The sequence below is a fragment of the Epilithonimonas sp. KH_059 genome, from assembly GCF_057838485.1.
Genome location: NZ_CM174468.1, coordinates 1472031 through 1491894, shown reverse-complemented (window position 1 = coordinate 1491894; position 19864 = coordinate 1472031). Strand labels below are relative to the sequence as shown.

18 protein-coding genes are annotated in these 19864 nt (G+C 40.7%); 5 read left to right on the top strand and 13 right to left on the bottom strand.

The annotated features are described in order from the left end of the window. Positions 1 to 3 precede the first annotated feature (3 nt). Positions 4 to 387 carry a group III truncated hemoglobin gene (locus tag AC3IRX_RS07015; RefSeq protein ID WP_489209217.1) on the bottom strand — a complete coding sequence of 128 codons (384 nt, stop codon included), beginning with the start codon at positions 385 to 387 and terminating at the stop codon, positions 4 to 6. A 136-nt stretch (positions 388 to 523) separates the two neighbouring features. On the opposite strand from AC3IRX_RS07015, the gene AC3IRX_RS07010 reads away from it, so the two are divergent. Further along, a complete protein-coding gene (locus tag AC3IRX_RS07010; RefSeq protein WP_489209215.1) occupies positions 524 to 1012 on the top strand; it encodes a YkgJ family cysteine cluster protein in 489 nt (162 codons plus the stop codon). Between the two features lie 131 nt (positions 1013 to 1143). On the opposite strand, the gene gdhA is transcribed toward AC3IRX_RS07010, so the two are convergent. Both gdhA and AC3IRX_RS07000 read right to left on the bottom strand, forming a co-directional pair. After that, a complete protein-coding gene (gdhA, locus tag AC3IRX_RS07005) occupies positions 1144 to 2502 on the bottom strand; it encodes an NADP-specific glutamate dehydrogenase (protein ID WP_489209213.1) in 1359 nt (452 codons plus the stop codon). A gap of 349 nt (positions 2503 to 2851) precedes the next feature. Further along, the gene (locus AC3IRX_RS07000) at positions 2852 to 3625 is read right to left on the bottom strand and encodes a rhomboid family intramembrane serine protease (RefSeq protein WP_489209211.1); all 774 of its coding nucleotides are present in this window, start codon (positions 3623 to 3625) and stop codon (positions 2852 to 2854) included. A 167-nt stretch (positions 3626 to 3792) separates the two neighbouring features. Here AC3IRX_RS07000 and AC3IRX_RS06995 point away from each other — a divergent pair, with 167 nt between their 5' ends. Then, the gene (locus AC3IRX_RS06995; protein WP_489209209.1) at positions 3793 to 4902 is read left to right on the top strand and encodes a DUF3078 domain-containing protein; all 1110 of its coding nucleotides are present in this window, start codon (positions 3793 to 3795) and stop codon (positions 4900 to 4902) included. Between the two features lie 8 nt (positions 4903 to 4910). Here AC3IRX_RS06995 and AC3IRX_RS06990 read toward each other — a convergent pair whose 3' ends face one another. The 3 genes from AC3IRX_RS06990 to AC3IRX_RS06980 form a co-directional block, all read right to left on the bottom strand. Then, positions 4911 to 5993, bottom strand: a complete 1083-nt coding sequence (locus AC3IRX_RS06990; protein WP_489209207.1) for a mannose-1-phosphate guanylyltransferase — start codon at positions 5991 to 5993, stop codon at positions 4911 to 4913. Then, on the bottom strand, positions 5986 to 6585 hold the full coding sequence (locus AC3IRX_RS06985) for a SprT-like domain-containing protein (protein ID WP_489209206.1): 600 nt from the start codon (positions 6583 to 6585) through the stop codon (positions 5986 to 5988). Before AC3IRX_RS06985 ends, AC3IRX_RS06990 begins: the two co-directional genes overlap by 8 nt. 173 nt (positions 6586 to 6758) lie before the next feature. Continuing rightward, entirely contained in the window at positions 6759 to 8072 is a 1314-nt protein-coding gene (locus tag AC3IRX_RS06980; protein ID WP_489209204.1) for a TolC family protein, read from the bottom strand. A gap of 98 nt (positions 8073 to 8170) precedes the next feature. Here AC3IRX_RS06980 and AC3IRX_RS06975 point away from each other — a divergent pair, with 98 nt between their 5' ends. After that, a complete protein-coding gene (locus AC3IRX_RS06975; protein ID WP_489209202.1) occupies positions 8171 to 9685 on the top strand; it encodes a GH3 auxin-responsive promoter family protein in 1515 nt (504 codons plus the stop codon). Positions 9686 to 9760: 75 nt separating this feature from the next. On the opposite strand, the gene AC3IRX_RS06970 is transcribed toward AC3IRX_RS06975, so the two are convergent. Together AC3IRX_RS06970 and rho are read right to left on the bottom strand one after the other, a co-directional pair. After that, positions 9761 to 10357, bottom strand: coding sequence for a superoxide dismutase (locus AC3IRX_RS06970; protein ID WP_489209200.1), 597 nt, complete (start codon positions 10355 to 10357; stop codon positions 9761 to 9763). Positions 10358 to 10489: 132 nt separating this feature from the next. Next, on the bottom strand, positions 10490 to 12328 hold the full coding sequence (gene rho, locus AC3IRX_RS06965; RefSeq protein WP_489209198.1) for a transcription termination factor Rho: 1839 nt from the start codon (positions 12326 to 12328) through the stop codon (positions 10490 to 10492). Between the two features lie 139 nt (positions 12329 to 12467). Between rho and AC3IRX_RS06960 the strand changes: the two genes are divergently transcribed. Both AC3IRX_RS06960 and AC3IRX_RS06955 read left to right on the top strand, forming a co-directional pair. Next, a complete protein-coding gene (locus tag AC3IRX_RS06960) occupies positions 12468 to 12857 on the top strand; it encodes a DUF4293 family protein (RefSeq protein ID WP_489209197.1) in 390 nt (129 codons plus the stop codon). Positions 12858 to 13004: 147 nt separating this feature from the next. Continuing rightward, complete coding sequence (locus AC3IRX_RS06955; protein WP_489209195.1) at positions 13005 to 14846, top strand: ABC transporter ATP-binding protein; 1842 nt, start codon at positions 13005 to 13007, stop codon at positions 14844 to 14846. Between the two features lie 7 nt (positions 14847 to 14853). On the opposite strand, the gene AC3IRX_RS06950 is transcribed toward AC3IRX_RS06955, so the two are convergent. From AC3IRX_RS06950 to AC3IRX_RS06930, 5 genes are all read right to left on the bottom strand, one after another. After that, positions 14854 to 16995, bottom strand: coding sequence for a cation:proton antiporter (locus AC3IRX_RS06950; RefSeq protein WP_489209193.1), 2142 nt, complete (start codon positions 16993 to 16995; stop codon positions 14854 to 14856). An 11-nt stretch (positions 16996 to 17006) separates the two neighbouring features. Next, positions 17007 to 17573 (bottom strand): hypothetical protein, encoded by a 567-nt coding sequence (locus tag AC3IRX_RS06945; RefSeq protein WP_489209191.1) that lies wholly within the window; start codon positions 17571 to 17573, stop codon positions 17007 to 17009. Between the two features lie 134 nt (positions 17574 to 17707). Then, positions 17708 to 18373, bottom strand: coding sequence for a phosphatidylserine decarboxylase family protein (locus AC3IRX_RS06940; RefSeq protein ID WP_489209190.1), 666 nt, complete (start codon positions 18371 to 18373; stop codon positions 17708 to 17710). 8 nt (positions 18374 to 18381) lie between these two features. After that, positions 18382 to 19245, bottom strand: coding sequence for a phosphatidate cytidylyltransferase (locus tag AC3IRX_RS06935; protein WP_489209188.1), 864 nt, complete (start codon positions 19243 to 19245; stop codon positions 18382 to 18384). Between the two features lie 35 nt (positions 19246 to 19280). Next, entirely contained in the window at positions 19281 to 19862 is a 582-nt protein-coding gene (locus tag AC3IRX_RS06930; protein ID WP_489209186.1) for an LUD domain-containing protein, read from the bottom strand. Positions 19863 to 19864 lie beyond the last annotated feature (2 nt).

The following is a 19864-nucleotide window of genomic DNA, read 5'->3' as shown; positions in this document are numbered from 1 at the left end:
ACTTTAACGAAGCTTTCTGGCAGTCTCCATTTTGTGGGCCATTAATCGCGCAATGTTGGTTGCCTTGTAGATGGCTTGATCTGCCATTTCACCTGCAAAGAGCCCGTTCACGGTTTCCGTCCATAATTTTAGCCAATGTTCAAAGTGATCCTTTTCGATGGCCACAATCTCATTGATTGGGAAGTGTTTAGCCATAGGATTTCCTTTGTAGGAAGCTTGTCCGAAAAGCAGAGTTTCCCAAAAACTATACATTTTGGGTAAGTGGTACTCCCAGTCTACTTTCGCAATGTCGGTGAAGAAATACCCAATGGTGGGATCCACAGCTACTTTTTTATAGAATGTATTGACGAGAAGTTCAATGTCTCCTCTGGTTTCTAGCTTGTTCATATGTGCAAAATTAGGCAATCGCAAGGAGATAGGAAATTTTGACGGTTCTATGACGAACTAAATAGGTTGACCTCTAAGTGGAATCCCATGAGAATGCCTTATTTTTGCAACTGTAGTTTACTAGTCATAATTTTCAATGGATATAGAGCAAAATCGAAAAGCCGCACTTTTAAAATCCAAGGACCATAAAAAGTTCTTGGAGGGACTTAAGCGCAAACCTCCGAAAGATTTAGACTATCAGGTTCAGGAAGTTCATGGTGAGGTCTTTTCAAAAATTGATTGCCTGAGTTGTGCAAACTGTTGCAAGACCACAGGACCACTTTTCACTTCGAAAGATGTAGAGCGCATATCCAAGCATCTGCGCATGAAAGAATCGGACTTTGAAGCCAAATACCTACGGGTTGATGAAGACGAGGACTTGGTTCTACAAAATTTGCCTTGTCATTTTCTAGCGGATGACAATACATGTTCGATCTATGAAGTTCGTCCAAAAGCGTGTCGTGAGTTTCCCCACACGGACCGAAAGAAGATCTACCAAATCAATTCTCTTACTTTGCAAAATACACTGATTTGTCCTGCGGCCTTCGCCTTTGTGGAACGGCTCAGTAGCAAATTGAAAAAATAGGTTTAGCACTTAGCATGTTTTGTTTCTTAGAAACAGGTAGAGAATTTACTACTTGATATTTGTAAAAATTGAGATAAAAAAAGGAGCGCCACGTGGGCGCTCCTACTCTTTAAAGGTTTTTTTACGTCCTGTTAGACGATTCCTTGGGCAAGCATGGCTTCTGCTACTTTTACAAAGCCAGCAATGTTTGCTCCTTTGACATAATTCACATATCCATTTTCTTCTTTCCCATAATCACGGCAAGCCTTGTGGATTCCGATCATAATTTCTTTTAATCTCGCATCGACTTCTTCTGAAGTCCAATTTAAGCGAATTGAATTTTGAGTCATCTCTAACCCGGATGTTGCGACTCCACCTGCGTTGGACGCTTTCCCTGGACTAAAGAGAATTTTATTTTCAACGAAATGGTTGATTGCCTCAAGCGTGGAAGGCATGTTTGCAGCCTCTGTAATGCATAGTACACCGTTGGAAACCAAAAGTTCCGCGTCTTCTAATAAGAGTTCATTCTGGGTGGCTGCAGGAATTGCGACATCGCATTTTACTTCCCATGGTCGTTTCCCCGCATGAAATTCAGCGGACGGAAATTGAGTAGCAAAGTCCTCTGCACGGTTCGTTCCTGAAGCTCTCATGGAGAGCATGAAATCTACTTTTTCTCCAGAAATTCCATCTTTATCGTAAATATATCCATCCGGTCCTGAAATCGTGAGTACTTTTCCGCCTAATTCATTAATCTTTTTCACGACTCCCCATGCCACGTTTCCAAATCCAGAAACAGCAAAGGTTTTTCCCGGAATGGTTTCGCCGATCGTTTTAAGCATCTGTTCACAAAAATAAACGACCCCATATCCGGTTGCTTCCGGTCTAATTAAGGAACCTCCATAGGCTAGTCCTTTTCCCGTAAGCACTCCACTAAATTCATTTCTGATTTTTTTGTATTGTCCGAATAGGTATCCAATTTCTCTTGCTCCCACTCCAATGTCTCCCGCAGGAACGTCGGTTTCTGGGCCTATGTGTTTGCACATTTCCGTCATAAAGGCCTGGCAGAATCTCATGATTTCCATGTCGGTTTTGCCTTGTGGATCAAAATCTGCACCTCCCTTGCCTCCTCCCATAGGAAGGGTTGTCAGCGAATTCTTAAAAACCTGTTCAAAGGCTAAGAATTTAAGTACGGAAAGATTTACAGTGGGATGGAAGCGAATTCCTCCTTTGTAAGGGCCAATAGCAGAATTCATTTGAATTCGATAGCCTCTGTTCACATGGATCTCCCCTTTATCGTCCATCCATGGGACCCTGAAAATTATGATGCGCTCTGCTTCCGCCATGCGCTCTAAAAGCTTTTTGCCGCTGTATTCCTTTCGGGTTTCGATAAAAGGTAGAACCGTGATGGCTACCTCTTTAACCGCCTGTAGGAATTCAGGTTCGTTCGGGTTTCTGGCTTCTATTCTCGCAATAAAGTCTTGGATTTTTTGCTCAATGTTAGGGTTCTCCATAATGATGAAAATTATAATAAACAAATTTAATTTTATTTTTAAACCTCACAAGCAATCAATTTCTATTTGCAAAAAATTCATTCAAATGAGGTTAAGGACTCGATTGTGTGCGATATTAGGCATCGGTTCCTTCTATTTATTTTGGTTTTCGCTGTAATTCGTGCAGAGTCAAAAATCGCAATCTGAAAGAAGCAGCCAAAGTAAGCCCCAAAACGTATTGCGAAAATCGCAATCTGAATCTAGATTTGAGTAAAACCTAAAATTTTCAGTCCGATTCAGCGCTTTTCGAATGAGTTCACTATTTTAATTGAATTCTTTCTTGTTGCTTTCTAAAAAGTAGCCACAAAAGCTATTTGTTGCGAAGTTCTTCTAGCCGATCCCATACAGGGTCTTTCTTTTTTTGAGGCATTTCATTAAAGTCCTCTGGATGATTTAGGATGTATTCTTGCCAGAGTCGATCGTCCTTCTCACTGTAATAATTAGGGTATTGCCATAAGAACTTCTTTTTTCTTTCGCCCGATCGTCTCATGAGGAATGCAAGAACGAGGCCCACGACCGCACCTGCTAAGTGAGATTGCCAAGAAACGCGGCTAGGAGCTTCTAGCTGTTGGAAATATTCCTCGGGAAATATTCCCCAAATAAGACTTCCGTAATAAAATGCAACGGCAAGACTCACGGCCAATAATTTTAAATCCCAACGAAAAACGCCGCTAAAAAAGAGGAAGAACGCAAGTAAATAGACAAGTCCACTCGCTCCAATAATACAGGCATAGGTTGAGCGCATTCCTGTATAAAAATCAATTGGGGGCAAGAGCCATACCACAAGACCTGTCGTAATCCATCCTATAAGCAGAGTACGGTTTGCAATTTTTGGGTAAAATTGATAGAGTAAAAAGCTGAGAATTAGAATGGGAAAAGAGTTGCTCAGCAAGTGGTCCAAGCTTCCGTGTAGCAAAGGACTAAGGAAAACTCCCTTTAAGCCTTCAGGCAAGAGAGGGATAATTGCCCCAAAACAATCCGGTACAAGATTTAAGTATTGAAATAAATAGCCCACCCACATCCCAAGGAGCAGTAACACTGGAAACACCAACGCATCGATTTGAAGGGGAGAGTTATTTTGCATGAAGGGATCTAGTCAAAAAGAGTGCTAAATTTATTTCCTGACTAATTTACGACTAAAAATCAGTTCAATTTCATTAAAATTGAGACAAAAAGGCAATATTTTTTATTTTTCTTAAGATTTTCAATAAATTGCAGGCTCAAAGTATATAATTTCTAACAACCGTACCCTTGAAGCGAATAGTTTTATTGGTGATTCTTTTCACTACCACAGGTTTTCACGCACAACGCACCGAAACACAGAAGAAATTGGATTCCATTTCCCACTCGAACTGGTTAAAGATGCAACCGAATTTAGATTCTCTCGCCAATCCCGTGCTGGAAGGCATTGAGGTCATTGAAACCGATACTCTGGTCATTCGTGATGAGATTGTTATTCCTCAAGTTTCCACAGAAATCCCAATGACTCCCTTTAATTTGATTAATTATGAGCAGGAAAAGCGCTGGTTCTTCTTTGGGCAAAACAATTTGCACTTTAACCAAGCCTCTTTTTCAAATTGGAATTCAGGAGGGAATAACAACATGGGAGTACTTGGAAAAGTGAATTATAATCTCAGTTATAAAAACAACCGACATTATTTGGAGAATTTATTTTCCTTCGGTTTCGGATTTGTCGCAACGGACGGACAAAGTACTCGCAAGACGGAAGACTTTATCAACATCGCCTCCAATTATGGATATGAATTAGGACGGAACTACTACCTTTCTGCAGGGTATCAACTACTTTCTCAATTTACACCAGGGTATAATTATTCTGCCACGCCGGATCCAAATTACGAGGATCGAATCTCTCGCTTCATGGCACCAGGCTATTTAAACCTAGGGATCGGGATCTCCTACAATCCTAGTGAAAATTTCCAAGTAATTGTAAGACCCATCAATGGCAAGTTTACGTTCGTTCTGGATCCTGATTTGCAAGTGGCTGGAAAATACGGTTTAGAGGAAGACGGCCAGAGTGTACGTAGTGAGCTTGGGACCAACGTCAACTTTCTATACCGACTTAAGATTTACAAGGACATATACCTAAACAACCAACTAAATTTCTTTGCTAATTATCTTAGTCATTTTGAGAGGGTCGATGTGAATTATTCAGGGGTACTAAATCTAAAGTTCAATCAATTCGTTTCCGCCATTGTAGGACTCGATATCCTTTACGACCATGACCAAATTCAAAAAACCCAGCTTAAACAAACCTTGGGAATTGGATTCACTTACAGTTTGGGAGAGAAAGGAGTTCCAAAGAACACAAGTAAAAAACAGATTAAGCCTTTTGTTAATTAGGAAAAGCTTTACATAAACCGATCTCCCTTTTTCAGATTTTTCAGGTCCTGAACGTAATCTTTGATTAACTGATCGTGGTCTCGAGGACATATAAGAAGGGCTTTGTCGGTATCCACCACAATGTAATTTTTTAGTCCGTCAATGATGGCAGCTTTGTTTTTGCTTTTTAGGCGTACCACATTGCCTTTGGAATTGTAGCTAAGGATATTCTTCGAATTCACCGCATTGTTTTGATCGTCCTTTGCTGCATTTTGGTAGACGGACGTCCATGTACCCAGATCACTCCATCCGAGATCGGCAGGGATCACATGCACATTTTGTGCTTTTTCTAAAATTCCATTGTCAATGGAAATTTTCGTCAGTTTTGGATAGATTTCCTCAATGCAATGTTCCTCCTTTTGTGAGTTGTACTCACAATAATTGAACTGCTGAACCATCTCGGGTAGATACTTTTCAAAGGCATTGATAATGGACTTGACGCTCCAAATAAAGATTCCCGCATTCCATAGAAAATCACCACTTTCAAGAAAAGTTTTTGCTATTTCCAAATTGGGTTTTTCTGTGAAAGTTTTTACTTTGAAAATCGATTTGTTTTCTTCGCTTAGGTATTGAATATATCCATAGCCTGTATCAGGCCGTGTTGGCTTAATTCCTAGGGTGATAAGGTAATCGTTCTGCTCCACTAGGGAAAGAGCCAGATTGATTTTTTCTTGGAAACGAGCTTCCTTTAAGATTAAGTGATCCGCTGGAAGGACTACAAGTTTAGCCTCGGGATTGATCTCTGAAATTTTGTTAGCCATGTAAAGATTACACGCGGCGGTATTTTTCATCATAGGCTCTCCCACAATATGCTCGGGGTTAATCTCCGGCAATTGAGAGTAGGTGAGCTCTAGGTATTCCTTACTGGTGACAACAAATATATTTTCTGCAGGAAATAGTTCACAAATTCGGTCATAGGTCTGTTGAATCATCGTTCGACCTGTTCCTAGAATGTCTTGAAATTGTTTTGGATATTTGGATGTACTCATAGGCCAGAATCGACTTCCGATTCCTCCTGCCATAATCACGCAGTACAAGTTTGACTTATTCATGTATTTTTAATTTTTCCACCTTGGCCAGGGCGCTGAAATTATAGAGTCGTCCCGTGCCAAGTTGTTCACAAAGATAATTCTTTTTCATCTTCTTCTTAAGAAGGTAGGTCTGACCTTTAAATTCAAACTGATCTTGAGGCTGAAGGTTTTCAATATACGTTTTTGTACTGGTAGGATCCGGGGTTTCAAAATACTTCACTAAATCGGGTGAGGCCATGAAATTTGCTCTCGGGCTCCTTGAAAAGGGAAGGAGAATCCGCTGAAGATCGAGAGGGTAGAGATCAATGGATTCCAAAATCATTTGACCAAATGTGATTTTCCATTCGATGCCGTGGGGTGCGATCCGTCGAGAATAGCGTTCAAAAGCGAGCAAGTGCGCAATTTCATGAGTGAGTACCAGAAAAAAGAGGTTCGGCTCTAGGTTCCCATTTATGGAAATTTGATGTTGTCCATTTTGAATCTTACGGTAATCTCCTAGTTTCGTTAATCGCTTTTTTGTCACTGTGAGGAGAAGCGGATATCCGTCAAGCCACTTTTGTAGAATGGGAATGGCCCCTAAAGGAAGTCTGGGTTGTAAAGTATCAAGCCACATTTCTTATTGTTTCGTTTTAACAAATTTAGGAATTGTTTTGCAGTCTCTAAATCTTTGTTTGAAACGGCATAAATACGGGTTTAGTTCTCTATTTCAAAGGGGATTAGAGAACTAAACTAGTCTTAAGGAAATAAGGTTTTATGCAACCTTCAAAGTACGAAATATGTCGAATCTTAAAGGGTGATAGGAATCCCTTGGTAGAAATTCAGAAGTTTAAGGCTAAATAAGTAATTGTATTTGGCTTGAGCTACCGATCCTTTTGCATTAGCACTGCTGTTTCTTGCATTGTTCAGATCGTAAATGGTGCTTTTCCCTGCTTCATAGCTTTTTTCTGCAAAATCCAAAGCGAGTGTAGAGCTTCTTTCCGCTTCTAAAGCTGCCAGGTAACTTTCGTAATTGCTTTCTGCATCAAATTGCGCAAGTTGCACATTTTGTTTTACCGTTTGCTTTTGTTGTAAAAGCGTGTTTTGAGCAATGCTTTCGTTTATTTTGGCTTGTTCTACTTGCAATTTGGTAATCCCTTTGTTAAAGATTGGGATGTTTGCGGAAAGGCCAATCTGTTGTCCAAAGTTTTCTGAATATTGCTTGAAGAAAGTCGTATCTCTTCCTTGGTTTAACTGATTGAAATAAAAGGTACCCACTCCCGCACTTAGACTTACAGTAGGATAGAATGCGGTTTTTGTTATTTCGGTTTGTTCCTCCGCTGCCTGGATTCTGTACTGAGCTGCTTTGATCTCAGGTTGATTTTCATAAGCCGTTTGAACAATCGTCTCTCCTGCAATCAAAGGTGCATTTAAATCGCTGTCTAAAATCACATTCTCAATGTCAAAATCTTTATAGTTTTCTAACTGTAGGAGCTGAGCCAGATTAAATAACCCGCGATCCACGTTTACTTCGGCAGTAATTACATTTTGCTTTTCCCTTGCCATGGAAGCTTGGGCTTCGGCAAGAACGATTTGCGCCGTCGTACCGACTTCCGTGGTTATTTTTGCGCGGTCGAACAAGTACGTTGCGTTCTCAAGTGCACTTTGGTTAATGGCTACAATTTCCTTGTTTAGAAGGATGGTTAAGTATTGCTCTGCGATTTGCAAAGCGATGTTGTTCTTGATGGTTTCTACATCGTAACGACTAGCATCGAGTTCATAGGAAGCTTTCTGCACGGCTTTCTCGAGTCGATTGTGATTGTACAAAAGAACATCAGCACTAAGGTTCGCACTGTTGTTAAAGTTATCATTTCTCTGCACTAAATTCACATAACGTTGCTGACCAAAACTAAGATTGTTTGAAAGCGAACCCGAAACTCCAGGAAGCTTTTGCTTTTTTGTGGTTTCTAATGTAAGCGCCTGAATATCTTGGTTGTATTGGTTGCTGAGTACTTGCAGATTATTCTCCAAGGCATACGTGACGCACTCTTGTAGAGACCATTTTTTTTGGCCAAAACTATAGGTTGCGATAAGGGCCATGGTGGCGAGGAGCAGTTTTCTCATGTTTGCTTTTATACAAATTAGACGCATAGTTCTTTTTTTTGTTACAAATTTCGTTTAAGGATTTCATTAGACTTAAAAATTTTCTATTTTTGTTACCTATGGCAACCAAGGCTTTATTCAATTCTTTAGTGAACTGGTTCATTAAACAAAGAATTGATAACATTCAAAATTTCATTAAGGATCCCATTGAAACTCAAAGTGGAGTTTTGTTTTCTCAGCTGTATTTAGCTGAGGACACGGTCTATGGAAAAGAATATGGATTTAACCGAATTGGAAGTATTGAAGATTTTCAAAAACGAGTTCCTATTGTATCCTATGAAGAAATAGAACCTTATATTGAAAGAGCAAGAAGAGGAGAAAAGAATGTGCTATGGCCCGGTGGAGTAAGGCATTTTGCCAAGTCTTCTGGGACCACCAATGCAAAGAGTAAATACATCCCTATTACAGAGGAAAGTTTAGAGCATTGCCATTTTAAAGCCGGAAAGGATTTGATTTCAATTTATGCGAATAACCATCCTGAAAACCAACTCTTTTCCAACAAAAATCTAAAACTTGGAGGAAGTGCCGAGCGGTACGAAGATTTTAACTCGAAGTACGGAGATCTTTCGGCAATCTTAATTGAGAATTTACCTATGTGGGTGGATATCACCACTGTACCGAGTCGAAAGGTTTCGTTAATGTCCGAATGGGAAACGAAATTGGAAGCGATCATTTCGGAAGTAAAACATCAAGATGTGGGTAGCCTCACAGGGGTTCCTAGTTGGATGATGGTGCTTCTAAAACGAATTTTGAAAGAAACGGGCGCACAAAACATGGCAGAGTTATGGCCCAACTTGGAAGTCTTTTTTCACGGAGGAATTAGTTTTAAACCGTATCGTGAGCAGTACAATCAGATTGTAGGGCGCCAAGTGAATTACTACGAAATATACAATGCCTCCGAAGGGTTTTTTGCTATTCAAGACCGTCCCAATAGCGACGAAATGCTCCTCATGCTCGATTACGGCATATTCTATGAGTTTATTCCCATGGAGGAGTTTGGAAAACCAGATCCGGTGGTGCTAACCCTTTCTCAGGTCGAGATCGGAAAGAATTATGCATTAGTGATTTCAACCAATGGAGGGCTTTGGCGCTATTTAATTGGAGATACGGTTCGATTCACCTCTTTAAGTCCATTTCGAATTCAAGTTTCGGGAAGAACCAAGCACTATATCAATGCCTTTGGGGAAGAGCTAATGATCGATAACGTGGAGACGGCATTAAGCCGTGTTTGCGAGGCTTGTGGAGCCCAAGTGAAGGAATTCACTGGAGCGCCCATCTATATGACAGATCAGGGGTCAGGAGCCCACGAATGGATTATTGAGTTTGCGGTAAAACCAGCAGATTTGTCTTACTTCACAGACTATTTTGATAAACAATTGCAGTCGTTAAATTCAGATTATGAAGCGAAACGCTACAAAGACATTACCCTAAAAGCTCCCGTAGTTCACGTGGCAAAGGAGGGACTCTTTTATGAGTGGATGTCCAACCGTGGCAAATTGGGAGGTCAGAACAAAGTGCCTCGTTTAAGTAATGAGAGAGAGTATATAGAAACTTTACTAGAACTCAACGTGTAGATTTCTTAAAAACAGACCTAATAAAAAGGGCGACTTTGAATAATCAAAGTCGCCTTTTTTAACTTATAGGAAGATTTACTTGTTGTAAAGTTCCTCTACTTTGTCCCAATTGATCACATTGAAGAATGCAGATACATAATCAGGTCTCTTGTTTTGGTAGTTAAGGTAATAGGCATGTTCCCAAACGTCTAATCCTAACACAGGCGTCCCTTTGCAGTCAGCTTGTGGCATTAATGGATTGTCTTGGTTCGGAGTAGAGCACACTTGAAGTGATCCGTCCTCTTTTTTGCATACCCAAGCCCAACCTGATCCGAATCTAGTTTTAGCAGCTTCTGAAAAATCAGTTTTTAATTTTTCAAATCCACCGTAAGCTTCGATTTGACTTTTTACGTTTCCAACAGGCTCACTGCTTCCACCAGGAGTAAGAACTTCCCAGAATAAAGAGTGGTTAAAATGACCACCTCCGTTATTTCTAACCGCGGTTTTATCAGATCCTGTTTTGCAAACTTCCTCTATTGTCTTTCCTTCCAAGTCGGTTCCGGCAATGGCTTTGTTTAAGTTGTCCACATACCCTTGGTGGTGTTTCGTATAGTGAATTTCCATTGTTTTTGCATCAATGGTAGGTTCTAAAGCATCGTAAGCATAGCTTAATTTTGGTAACTCGAATGACATAATTGTATTTTTTAGTTAATGGTCTAATTTATGCAAAAATTATGCAGATCCCTAATCTATGCTATGATTTTAATAAATCTTTAACATCGAAAAGATGGATAATGACAGTCAGAAAGATGGCTCGCCTTCGTCTTAACGATTCATTGACATTAAAAACTCTTCGTTCGATAGGGTGCCTTTGATGTTTTTTTCAACAAAGTCCATTGCTTCTAGAGGGTTCATATCAGACAAGTATTTTCTTAAAATCCACATACGCTGAGTGGTGGTTTCTGATAAGAGTAAATCGTCTTTTCTCGTACTAGAGGAAACCAAATCAATGGCAGGGTAAATTCTCTTGTTCGCAATTTTACGATCCAGTTGCAGTTCCATATTCCCTGTTCCTTTGAATTCCTCAAAAATAACTTCGTCCATTTTTGAACCGGTATCAATAAGTGCCGTTGCAATGATGGTTAGCGAACCGCCTCCCTCAATGTTTCTAGCCGCTCCGAAGAATCGTTTAGGTTTGTGAAGCGCATTGGCATCCACACCACCAGAGAGAACTTTACCGGAAGCAGGCGTCACCGTATTGTACGCTCTTGCAAGCCTAGTGATAGAGTCTAAAAGAATCACGACATCGTGTCCGCATTCGACTAGTCTTTGAGCTTTTGCAAGAACAAGGTTGGCTACTTTCACGTGTTTGTCTGCAGCTTCGTCAAAGGTCGAGGCAATCACTTCTGCATTGACGCTACGCTCCATGTCAGTCACTTCTTCAGGACGCTCATCAATTAAAAGAACCATCATGTAGGCCTCCGGGTGATTTGCTGAAATTGCATTTGCAATGTCCTTTAAAAGCATGGTTTTACCGGTTTTAGGTTGTGCGACAATCATCGCTCTTTGGCCTTTTCCGATCGGGGCAAAAAGGTCTACAATTCGAGTAGATATGGTCGATCCTTTTCCCGCCAAATTGAATTTCTCTTCTGGAAATAAAGGAGTTAAATATTCAAAAGCAACACGGTCTTTGATGAAATCTAGATCTCTACCGTTCACTTCTAAAGGCTTTTTCAAAGAGAAATACTTTTCTCCTTCCTTAGGAAGTCTAACAATCCCTTTCACCGTATCTCCCGTCTTTAAACCGTAGTTACGAATTTGAGTCGTAGATACGTAAACATCGTCTGGAGAAGAAATGTAGGAGAAATCTGAAGAGCGAAGGAATCCGTAGTTGTCTGGAAGAATCTCAAGAACTCCTTCAATAGTAACGAGTCCGTCGAAATTAAATTCTTTTTTAGATTCCGCCGGTTCCTGCGTGCCTCTGTTGGAATGGTTATTACTATTGTTGTTGTTGTTGTTGTTGTTGTTGGCTCTTTGAGAGTTTCCTGGGTGTGCCGGTCTTTTCTGACCTTGTTGAGTAGCAGAGTTCTGTGGTCTTCTCTCTCTAGCCTCTTCCTGGTTTTGAGGAGCGTCAGCCTTCACAGGGTTCGATTTCTCAACAGATTTCACCGTATTAGTTTCCATTGCCGTTTCTCCCTCGATCGCGGGTTCAGAGGAAGAAGTGGTCACTTCTTCTGTCTTACGCTTTGCTTTGGGTTGATTAGCCGGTTTTCTTACCGCCTTGTTTTGCTTTGCGGCGGGAATTTCTTTCGCCTCTGTCGCAGACGTTTCGTCTAGGACGGCTACAGCCTCTTGAGGGGTCTCTTCGACTTGGGCTGGTTTTTTCGCGGCCGGTGCCTTTTTCGCTGTTCTTGCCGGTGCCTTCTTTGCAGCGGGTTTTTCAGCTACGGTTTGGGTCGTATCGCTAGGTTCTTTCGCAGGTTGTGAAGGTGTAGTAGTCGTGTAATAGTCTTTTGCAATTTTAGGATTAGAAGCCTGGAAGTCAAGTATTGCAAATATTTTGTCGTTTTCGGTTGCAGCTTTGGCAATTTTAATACCGAATTCTTTTAGTATAAGAGCCAATTCCGAGTCGGATTTTGACCTTAACATTTCAATGTTGAACATAAAGTGTTGAGTAAAATGTGTTTGTAAGTGGGTTTGTGTATAAAAGAATAAAGCCAGGATGGCTTAGAAATAGAATCAATTATTGTGCAAATCTACATTTTTTTTTAAAAAATGCAAAAAAAATTACTATTTTTGCCATATGTTACAGCGAATTCAATCGGTTTGGATGGTACTCTCGGTACTTGGCAGCGTGTTTTTATACGTAACTAGCCAAGATTTGAATACTTTGTTATTTGAGGGGTTTGTTAGTGGGGCTGCCATTGTGCTAGTTCTTCTAGGAGCATTTTCAATCTTTAATTTTAAGTCGAGATTAAGACAATTGCTGCTGAATTATATCAGCGTCATTATAAACGTTTTGTTGATCGGTGTACTTGTGTACGGTTTACTCAATTTATCTGGAGGAATTTCATTTCCTGAGAAAGGTATTGAGCCTATTTTCCCTTTACTGAGTTTAATTTGTTTGCTTATTGCAAACCATTACATCCGTAAAGACGAGAAGCTCGTAAAATCTGTAGATCGACTTAGGTAGCCAAACAACGATTTTTTTTAGAGTGTAAGAAGCTGTCTCCAATGTGGAGGCAGCTTTTTTCATTGCAATTTGTGGGGACTTTCTCCTTTTTCTTTGTGAGAAACTAAACTCCTTAGAATTGTGTATTTTTGTAGCTTAATTTCAAGTATGAAGCCACTCCAAAGAATCTTGTATTTCGCAGGTCCGCATAAGCGTTTTCTATACCTAAGTATCTTCTTTAACATCCTTTATTCGGTTCTGAATATTTTTTCGGTGGCCACGATGCTTCCTATTTTAGGCCTTATGTTTGGCACAATGGACCGTGTGGATGTGAGTACAAAGCCTGTATACAGCGGAGAATTTGGAGATTACTTCAGTTATTTAAAAGATCTAGCGTATTACCATATTCAAGTGCAGATCGACCAAAATGGAGCCGTCCAAGTGCTAGCCATTCTTTGCGCCGTAACCGCATTTGCATTTTTACTTCGTAATATTTTCCGCTACTTAGGGGCTTTTTTACTAGTAAATTATAGGGTAGGGATCACGAAAGATTTGCGCTCAGCGATGTATCGTAAATTTTTGAAACTTCCTGTTTCTTTCTTTACGGAAAAAAGAAGAGGGGATATGATGTCCCGAATATCGAATGACATTGGAGCTGTAGAGAGTGGAGTGATGGGTAGTTTAGTAGACGTGGTGAACGCTCCTTTTATGATCATTACTTCCCTTATCACCTTGTTTTTACTTTCTCCCAATTTGACCCTGTTCTCTCTTTTGGTTTTTCCAATCATGGGCTGGATTATCTCTAGTGTGGGAAAAAGTTTGAAAAGGAAGGCGACCGCAGCTCAAGAAGAGCTGGGAAATCTGTTTTCTTTGGTCGATGAGACGCTCAAATCTTCCAAAGTGATTAAAATTTTCAATGCGGATAAAATTTTAAATCGACGCTTTGATAAAACGACACTCAACTGGCAGACGCATACCATTGGAATGAGTCGAAGAAGAGAACTTGCCTCTCCGATGAGTGAATTTTTAGGCTCGGTAACCATCTTACTTATTACCTGGTTTGCAGGGTATCAAATTCTAAATCAGGACTCAATGGATCCGGAAACCTTTTTGGTTTTCATTGCGATTTTTTTCCAGATTTTAGAACCTGCTAAAAAGCTTTCGAATGCGTATTCTAACATCCAAGGGGGAATGGCCAGTTTGGATCGTGTCTCGGAGGTTCTCGATTACGATTTGAGAGTGGAAGAGTCTGTGAATGCACAACCTATTGAGGAGTTGAAAGACAAAATTGAGTTTCAAAATGTATCCTTTTATTACGATTCAATTCATCCCATCTTAGAAGACTTTAACTTAGTACTAGAAAAAGGGAGTACTGTAGCCCTTGTGGGGCAGTCCGGAAGCGGGAAAACGACCGTTGCGAATCTACTTGCGCGTTTCTACGACGTGCAAGAAGGCTCTATTCTAGTGGATGGAGTGAATGTGAAGGAACTTCAGTTAGAACCCTTCCGCAACTTGCTAGGAATGGTCACTCAAGAATCGGTTCTTTTCAATGATAGCGTGTACAATAATATTCTAATGGGAAAACCGGAGGCAAGTGAGCAGGAGGTTATTGCGGCGGCAAAAATTGCCAATGCGGATTCTTTCATTACTCAATTTGCCGACGGCTATCAAACCAATATTGGAGACGACGGATCGAAACTCTCTGGAGGGCAGAAGCAAAGAGTATCCATTGCTAGGGCTGTGCTGAAAAATCCACCAATTATGATCCTTGATGAGGCAACCAGTGCACTAGATACCGAAAGCGAGCGTATGGTTCAAGATGCGCTTGACAAAATGATGGAGAACAGAACCTCGCTTATTATTGCCCATCGACTTTCCACCATCCAAAAAGCAGACTCCATTGTGGTAATGGAAAAAGGCCGGATTGTGGAAACAGGGACTCACCAGGAATTACTAGAAAAGAAAGGGGTTTATTACAAACTGGTAGAATTGCAGAATTTTACGAGTTAAAAATGCTTTACTTAAATAGTTTTCCAATCAAATTCCCAATCTCACTATAATCTTCTAAATTGTTATGGCTTCTACGATTCGTGTACGATCGAAGTGTAGTGGGCTGATCGGATTCCGTGGAAGGGTAAAGCACGAGGTAATTCGTCTTCGTGAAGTTCTCATGAAGAAAGTTTGGTACCTTGGCCATTTCCTTGATATAAGAAGCCTGTCCTCTTTTGCTCATCATTAGAATAAGTCCTTCGTCCGCCTTCATTTTTTCTGCTATTTTAGGCAGGTCATTCCAATTGGTAAAGATGATAAACTCGGATTCAATCGTTGCTTTTTTCTGAATCTTTTCTAGAAGTTTGATCGTGCTCTCACTGGTGTAGAAAACCACTTGTGCACCAGAATGTCGAGCTAAGTTCCATATTTTGAGCAAAGATTTGAAAAAGCCGGGTTCCTTGGGAGCTTGGTCTGGAATCACCGTGTGGTACGTATGAATGGTGGCAGTAGGCTGCGCACTATGGTACACCAAAACATTGGTGGTGGAATTGCTTAAATACCCGTTGTAAAGATTGTAAACGAAAGACGAACTAAATCCTTTCGCCTTGTCCACACCGATTAGTAGATCCGTAATCTTATGCTCTTTTATTTCATTGTTAATCCCATTGATTACATCCGAGTCGTGCCTCTTTAAAGTGGTAATTAGAATCTCTGCCCCGGCTGCAATGTTTGCCGCTGTATGCAAAAGCTTGTCTGCATTTTTGTCAGAGGATTCATTCATACCTTCATTAATCACATTAAGTGCATAGAGATGGTCTTTGTTAGAGCTCGATTTTACGAGCAGAGCTAGGTTGGTCATAGGTTCAACCGTTTCTGGATAATTAAGCGCGAGGAGAATTCTCTCTTCGCCTGCATTTTCATCTGAAATGTTTTCCTCGCTTTCGCGTTCAAAGATATTGGTGGCGCTTTTAAGCGACACAAAAGAAGAAACGGTACAAGAAATTAGAATCAGTAGAATACTTCCGTTCAGTATGCTTTCGTTCAAAAGTCGAATTGGTTCCCCAGAATCCGTTTCGCCTAAGATTACATTGTATCCTACCATGACGGCGGCCAGTGTTGCCGCTGCAGAGGCCGTGGAAAGGCCGAAAACCAATTTTCCCTCATCGTCGGTCATCTTGAACGTTTTTTTCGTAGCCATTGCAGCTAGGTATTTTCCACCGATGGCAAGTATGGTCATAACCAGAGCGACTTTTATCGTTTCAAAGTCTTTAATAAAGGCTTGGAAATCGATAATCATACCCACAGAAATAAGGAAAAAAGGAATAAATAAAGCGTTTCCGACAAAGTCGATACGATTCATAAGGGTTGAGGTATGTGGAATCAAGCGATTTAGTGCGAGTCCAGCCAAGAAAGCACCAATGATCGCTTCTACCCCGGCTAGTTCAGCGAACAGCCCTGCTAGATAAATCATCACCATGACGAAAATGAAATGGGAGACCTTGTCATCTACTTTTTTGAAGAACCAACGGCCGATAATCGGGAATCCAATTAGAACCACGGCACCGAACACGGCGATCGAGATTCCGAGTCGCATCCAAAAGGCGTTGTTTACTTCGCCTTGAGACATGCCTACAATAACCGCAAGCACTAAGAGGGCAAGCACGTCCGTAATCATCGTTCCACCAACGGTAATGTTGACGGCTTTGTTTTTTGTAATCCCTAATTTACTGACAATAGGATAGGATATAAGGGTATGAGAGGAGAATATACTCGCAAATAAGATGGAAGTAATCCAATCAAAACCAAGAAAATAATGGCCAGCAATCATTCCAAGAGTAAGAGGGATGACGAATGTGTATCCACCAAACCCTAGACTTTTCCATTTGTTTTTTTTGAATTCTGTGAGGTCGATTTCAAGACCGGCCATAAACATAATAAATAGAAGACCTGTGGTTCCTATTACCACGACGCTAGCGTCCCGGGGTAGCACCCCAAATCCATTGGGACCTATGAGAGCTCCCGCTATAATAAGTCCTATTAAATGGGGCACCTTGATCTTATTTAAAAGAAGAGGCGCAGCCAATATAATGACAAGAATTACTAAAAACTTGAGTAGTGGGTCCTCAATGGGAATACTGAAGTGTCCTGCACTTAAAATTGTGAGCATAAAAAATCAGCTTATCGTGAAAGTTCAATGGTGTATATACTTTGGCATTTCCCGTCGATTTGAACGCTGCGAGAACCCGAAAGTTTGTTTGCGGAAAGATCCGGAAATACGATTCCTATGTTTAAGACCTTAGTCGCATGTGCAGGACTGTTGTAATAGAGTTTTAATTGGTTGTTTTCGATGGCTCCTTTATAAACCCGAATAAAGCCCGATTTATTCAAGTTCTTAGCCGTCACAATTCCGGCAACGACCTCTAGTTGCCAATCGTCAATTCGCGTGTCTCCCACAACGTACTCAGGACAGCTGCTTTCGGTACAAACAATCTTACCTTTCCATTTTCCTGCAATGAGTTCTAATTTAGGGTGAATGTCAAGAGAATCCACGGAGCTCACAATAGAGTCTCTCATTTTGGAAAGGAGTTGGTAATCCGCTTGTTTTAAAGCAAATGCGCTTTCTTTTTCCTGCAAAGCAGCTTCGCGCTTTTGAAGCTCGATTTTTTGCTGGTTAATATCCTGTGTACAGGAAACAAGTAGAAAAAGAAGGGCGGCGCTGAAGCCAAAAAGTCGTAGCAAGGTCATAAAGGAAGAATTTTGGTTTAAAAGGTACAAAAAAAAACTAAAATAATTTTTTGCAAAGCCAAAATTTGACTTTTAGGTGGGTAGACTTTTGTCGAGATTAAAAAGGAGCTTGGGGCAAAGACCCAAGAAATTGTCTAGTTAGAGTCGGATTTGGATAGTTGTGCAATTAGATCCACCCCGCCTTTGGTTTTGTCTCCAATTTTACAGAGGATTTCCGAGTCTAAGGGTAAAAATACGTCCATTCTTGATCCGAATTTGATGAACCCAAATTCTTCTCCCGCTTTCGCCTCGTCACCGGGCTGACAATAGAAGACAATTCTTCGAGCTACATACCCTGCAATTTGTCGAAATACAATCTGATGCTTTGCCGGAGTTTCCACTGCAACGGTGGTTCTTTCGTTTTCGGTCGATGATTTCTCATGCCATGCGACGAGGTATTTTCCAGGATGGTACTTTTTATAAATCACCTTTCCAGAAACAGGATAGCGGCATATATGCACATTAAGAGGAGACATGAAAATGGAGATTTGAATCGCTTTTTGCTTCAAAAACTCGGATTCGTCCACTTCTTTAATCATGACCACTTTTCCATCGACAGGAGCTACAATGGATAGTTCCTGCTCCGATAAAATACGATGGGGTACTCGGAAGAACCAAAACACCAGCCCATAGAGAATGAGAAGGGGAATGATAATAAGCAGGGACCACTGCTTTAGAAAATAAATCGCGAGGATCGCGACGATCACGAAAAGTAACGTGGCAACAAGCAGAGTGCCTTTAGATTCTTTATGCAGTTTCATAGTCGATTTTATAAAAGTTGATTGAATAGGAAGTAAAGATACACAACGGGAGCACAAATAATAAAGCTATCGAGCCTATCGAGCACTCCTCCATGCCCTGGAATAAGGAATCCACTATCCTTGACATTGAAATTTCGTTTTAATTGGCTTTCTACGAGATCCCCTAAAGGGGCGAAGATAGAAACCAAAAGACCGACTATAATCCAGTTTCCTCTTAGTTGAGGCAAATTAGATTCAATGAAGTAGGCTAAAATCAAAGTAAGAAGGACTCCTCCTGCAAACCCCTCCCAGGTCTTCTTAGGAGAGATCGTGGGAGCCATTTTATGTTTACCAAAGAGTTTACCTGAAAAGTAAGCAAAGGAATCGCTAGACCAAATCAGTACAAAAAGCCAAAACGCCTCCCATGTAAACGGATCGTTTTCGAATTGAACGAGACCCAAAGCAAACCCAAAGGGAAGTGCCGTGTAAAGAACGGTAAAAACTAATTTTCCAGAATTGTTGCTAAGTTCTTTCTTGAAAAAGAACAGGGTAAGACAAGCGACTAGGATCAGAAAGAGAGCCATCCATTCCGAGGAATTCGCCTCATAAGAGAACCCTTGTTCAAAATATCTTTTTGCAAAGATGTAAAAGACCGCTAAGCTTAACGGAAGGGCAAAAATTCGTTGCCATCCTTCTGTGATTTTGAGAATTCGGATGCATTCCCAAACACTGGCTAATAAAAGAAAGGCAATAAGACCAAAATACAAATGATGTTGACGAGTTTTAGGGGCGATGGGCTCTAATAGACTCTGCCCAAGAGAGGTTGTGCAGAGTATGATTATTAAGCCGTATACGAGTCCTGAGATTAGCCTTTGAATTAAATTTTTATCCAATTTTGTTCTGATTAGAGAGTAAACATTAAAAGGTTTTAATCTTCGAGTAAAAGTAAGAAAAGTTTTGTATTGTCTTTTCCTGTATGATCTAGTTTCGAGTGCCCGCCACTAATAGAGGTAAGATTCTTAAGGGTGCCTCTTCTTTTTACCTTCATCATGGCATCTCCTAAATTGGTCACAATTTGCGAGACGTTTGCCATAATAATAATCTTTTCCGGAAGTCGAGAGGAATGGTAATGAAGAATGTTGTTGTGTGAGAGCATAATTCGACCGTCGTAAGCAATGAGATACTCACAAGTGATAAAGGCCGCATCGTGGAACGATTCCAGCGTTTTGTCATAAGGGATCTTTACAACATCCAAAAAATTCTTTAGGTCCTGATCACAGCAAAAAACGGATTGGATATCCTCAAGTTTTAAAATCTGGTTGAGAACTTGCAAGGCTTCCGCTTCGTCTTGGCAATAATTAAAGTAGCCTCCCGAGTGCGTGAAAAGCTGGGCGAACTTGTAATCCAAATCCGCATGCTTTAACTGGTCTCCTAATTTTACCAGATCGTTCTCGTCATCAACTTCAGGCTGATTAAGAATTTTTCCTACAAATTTCCTAAATAAGCTCACGT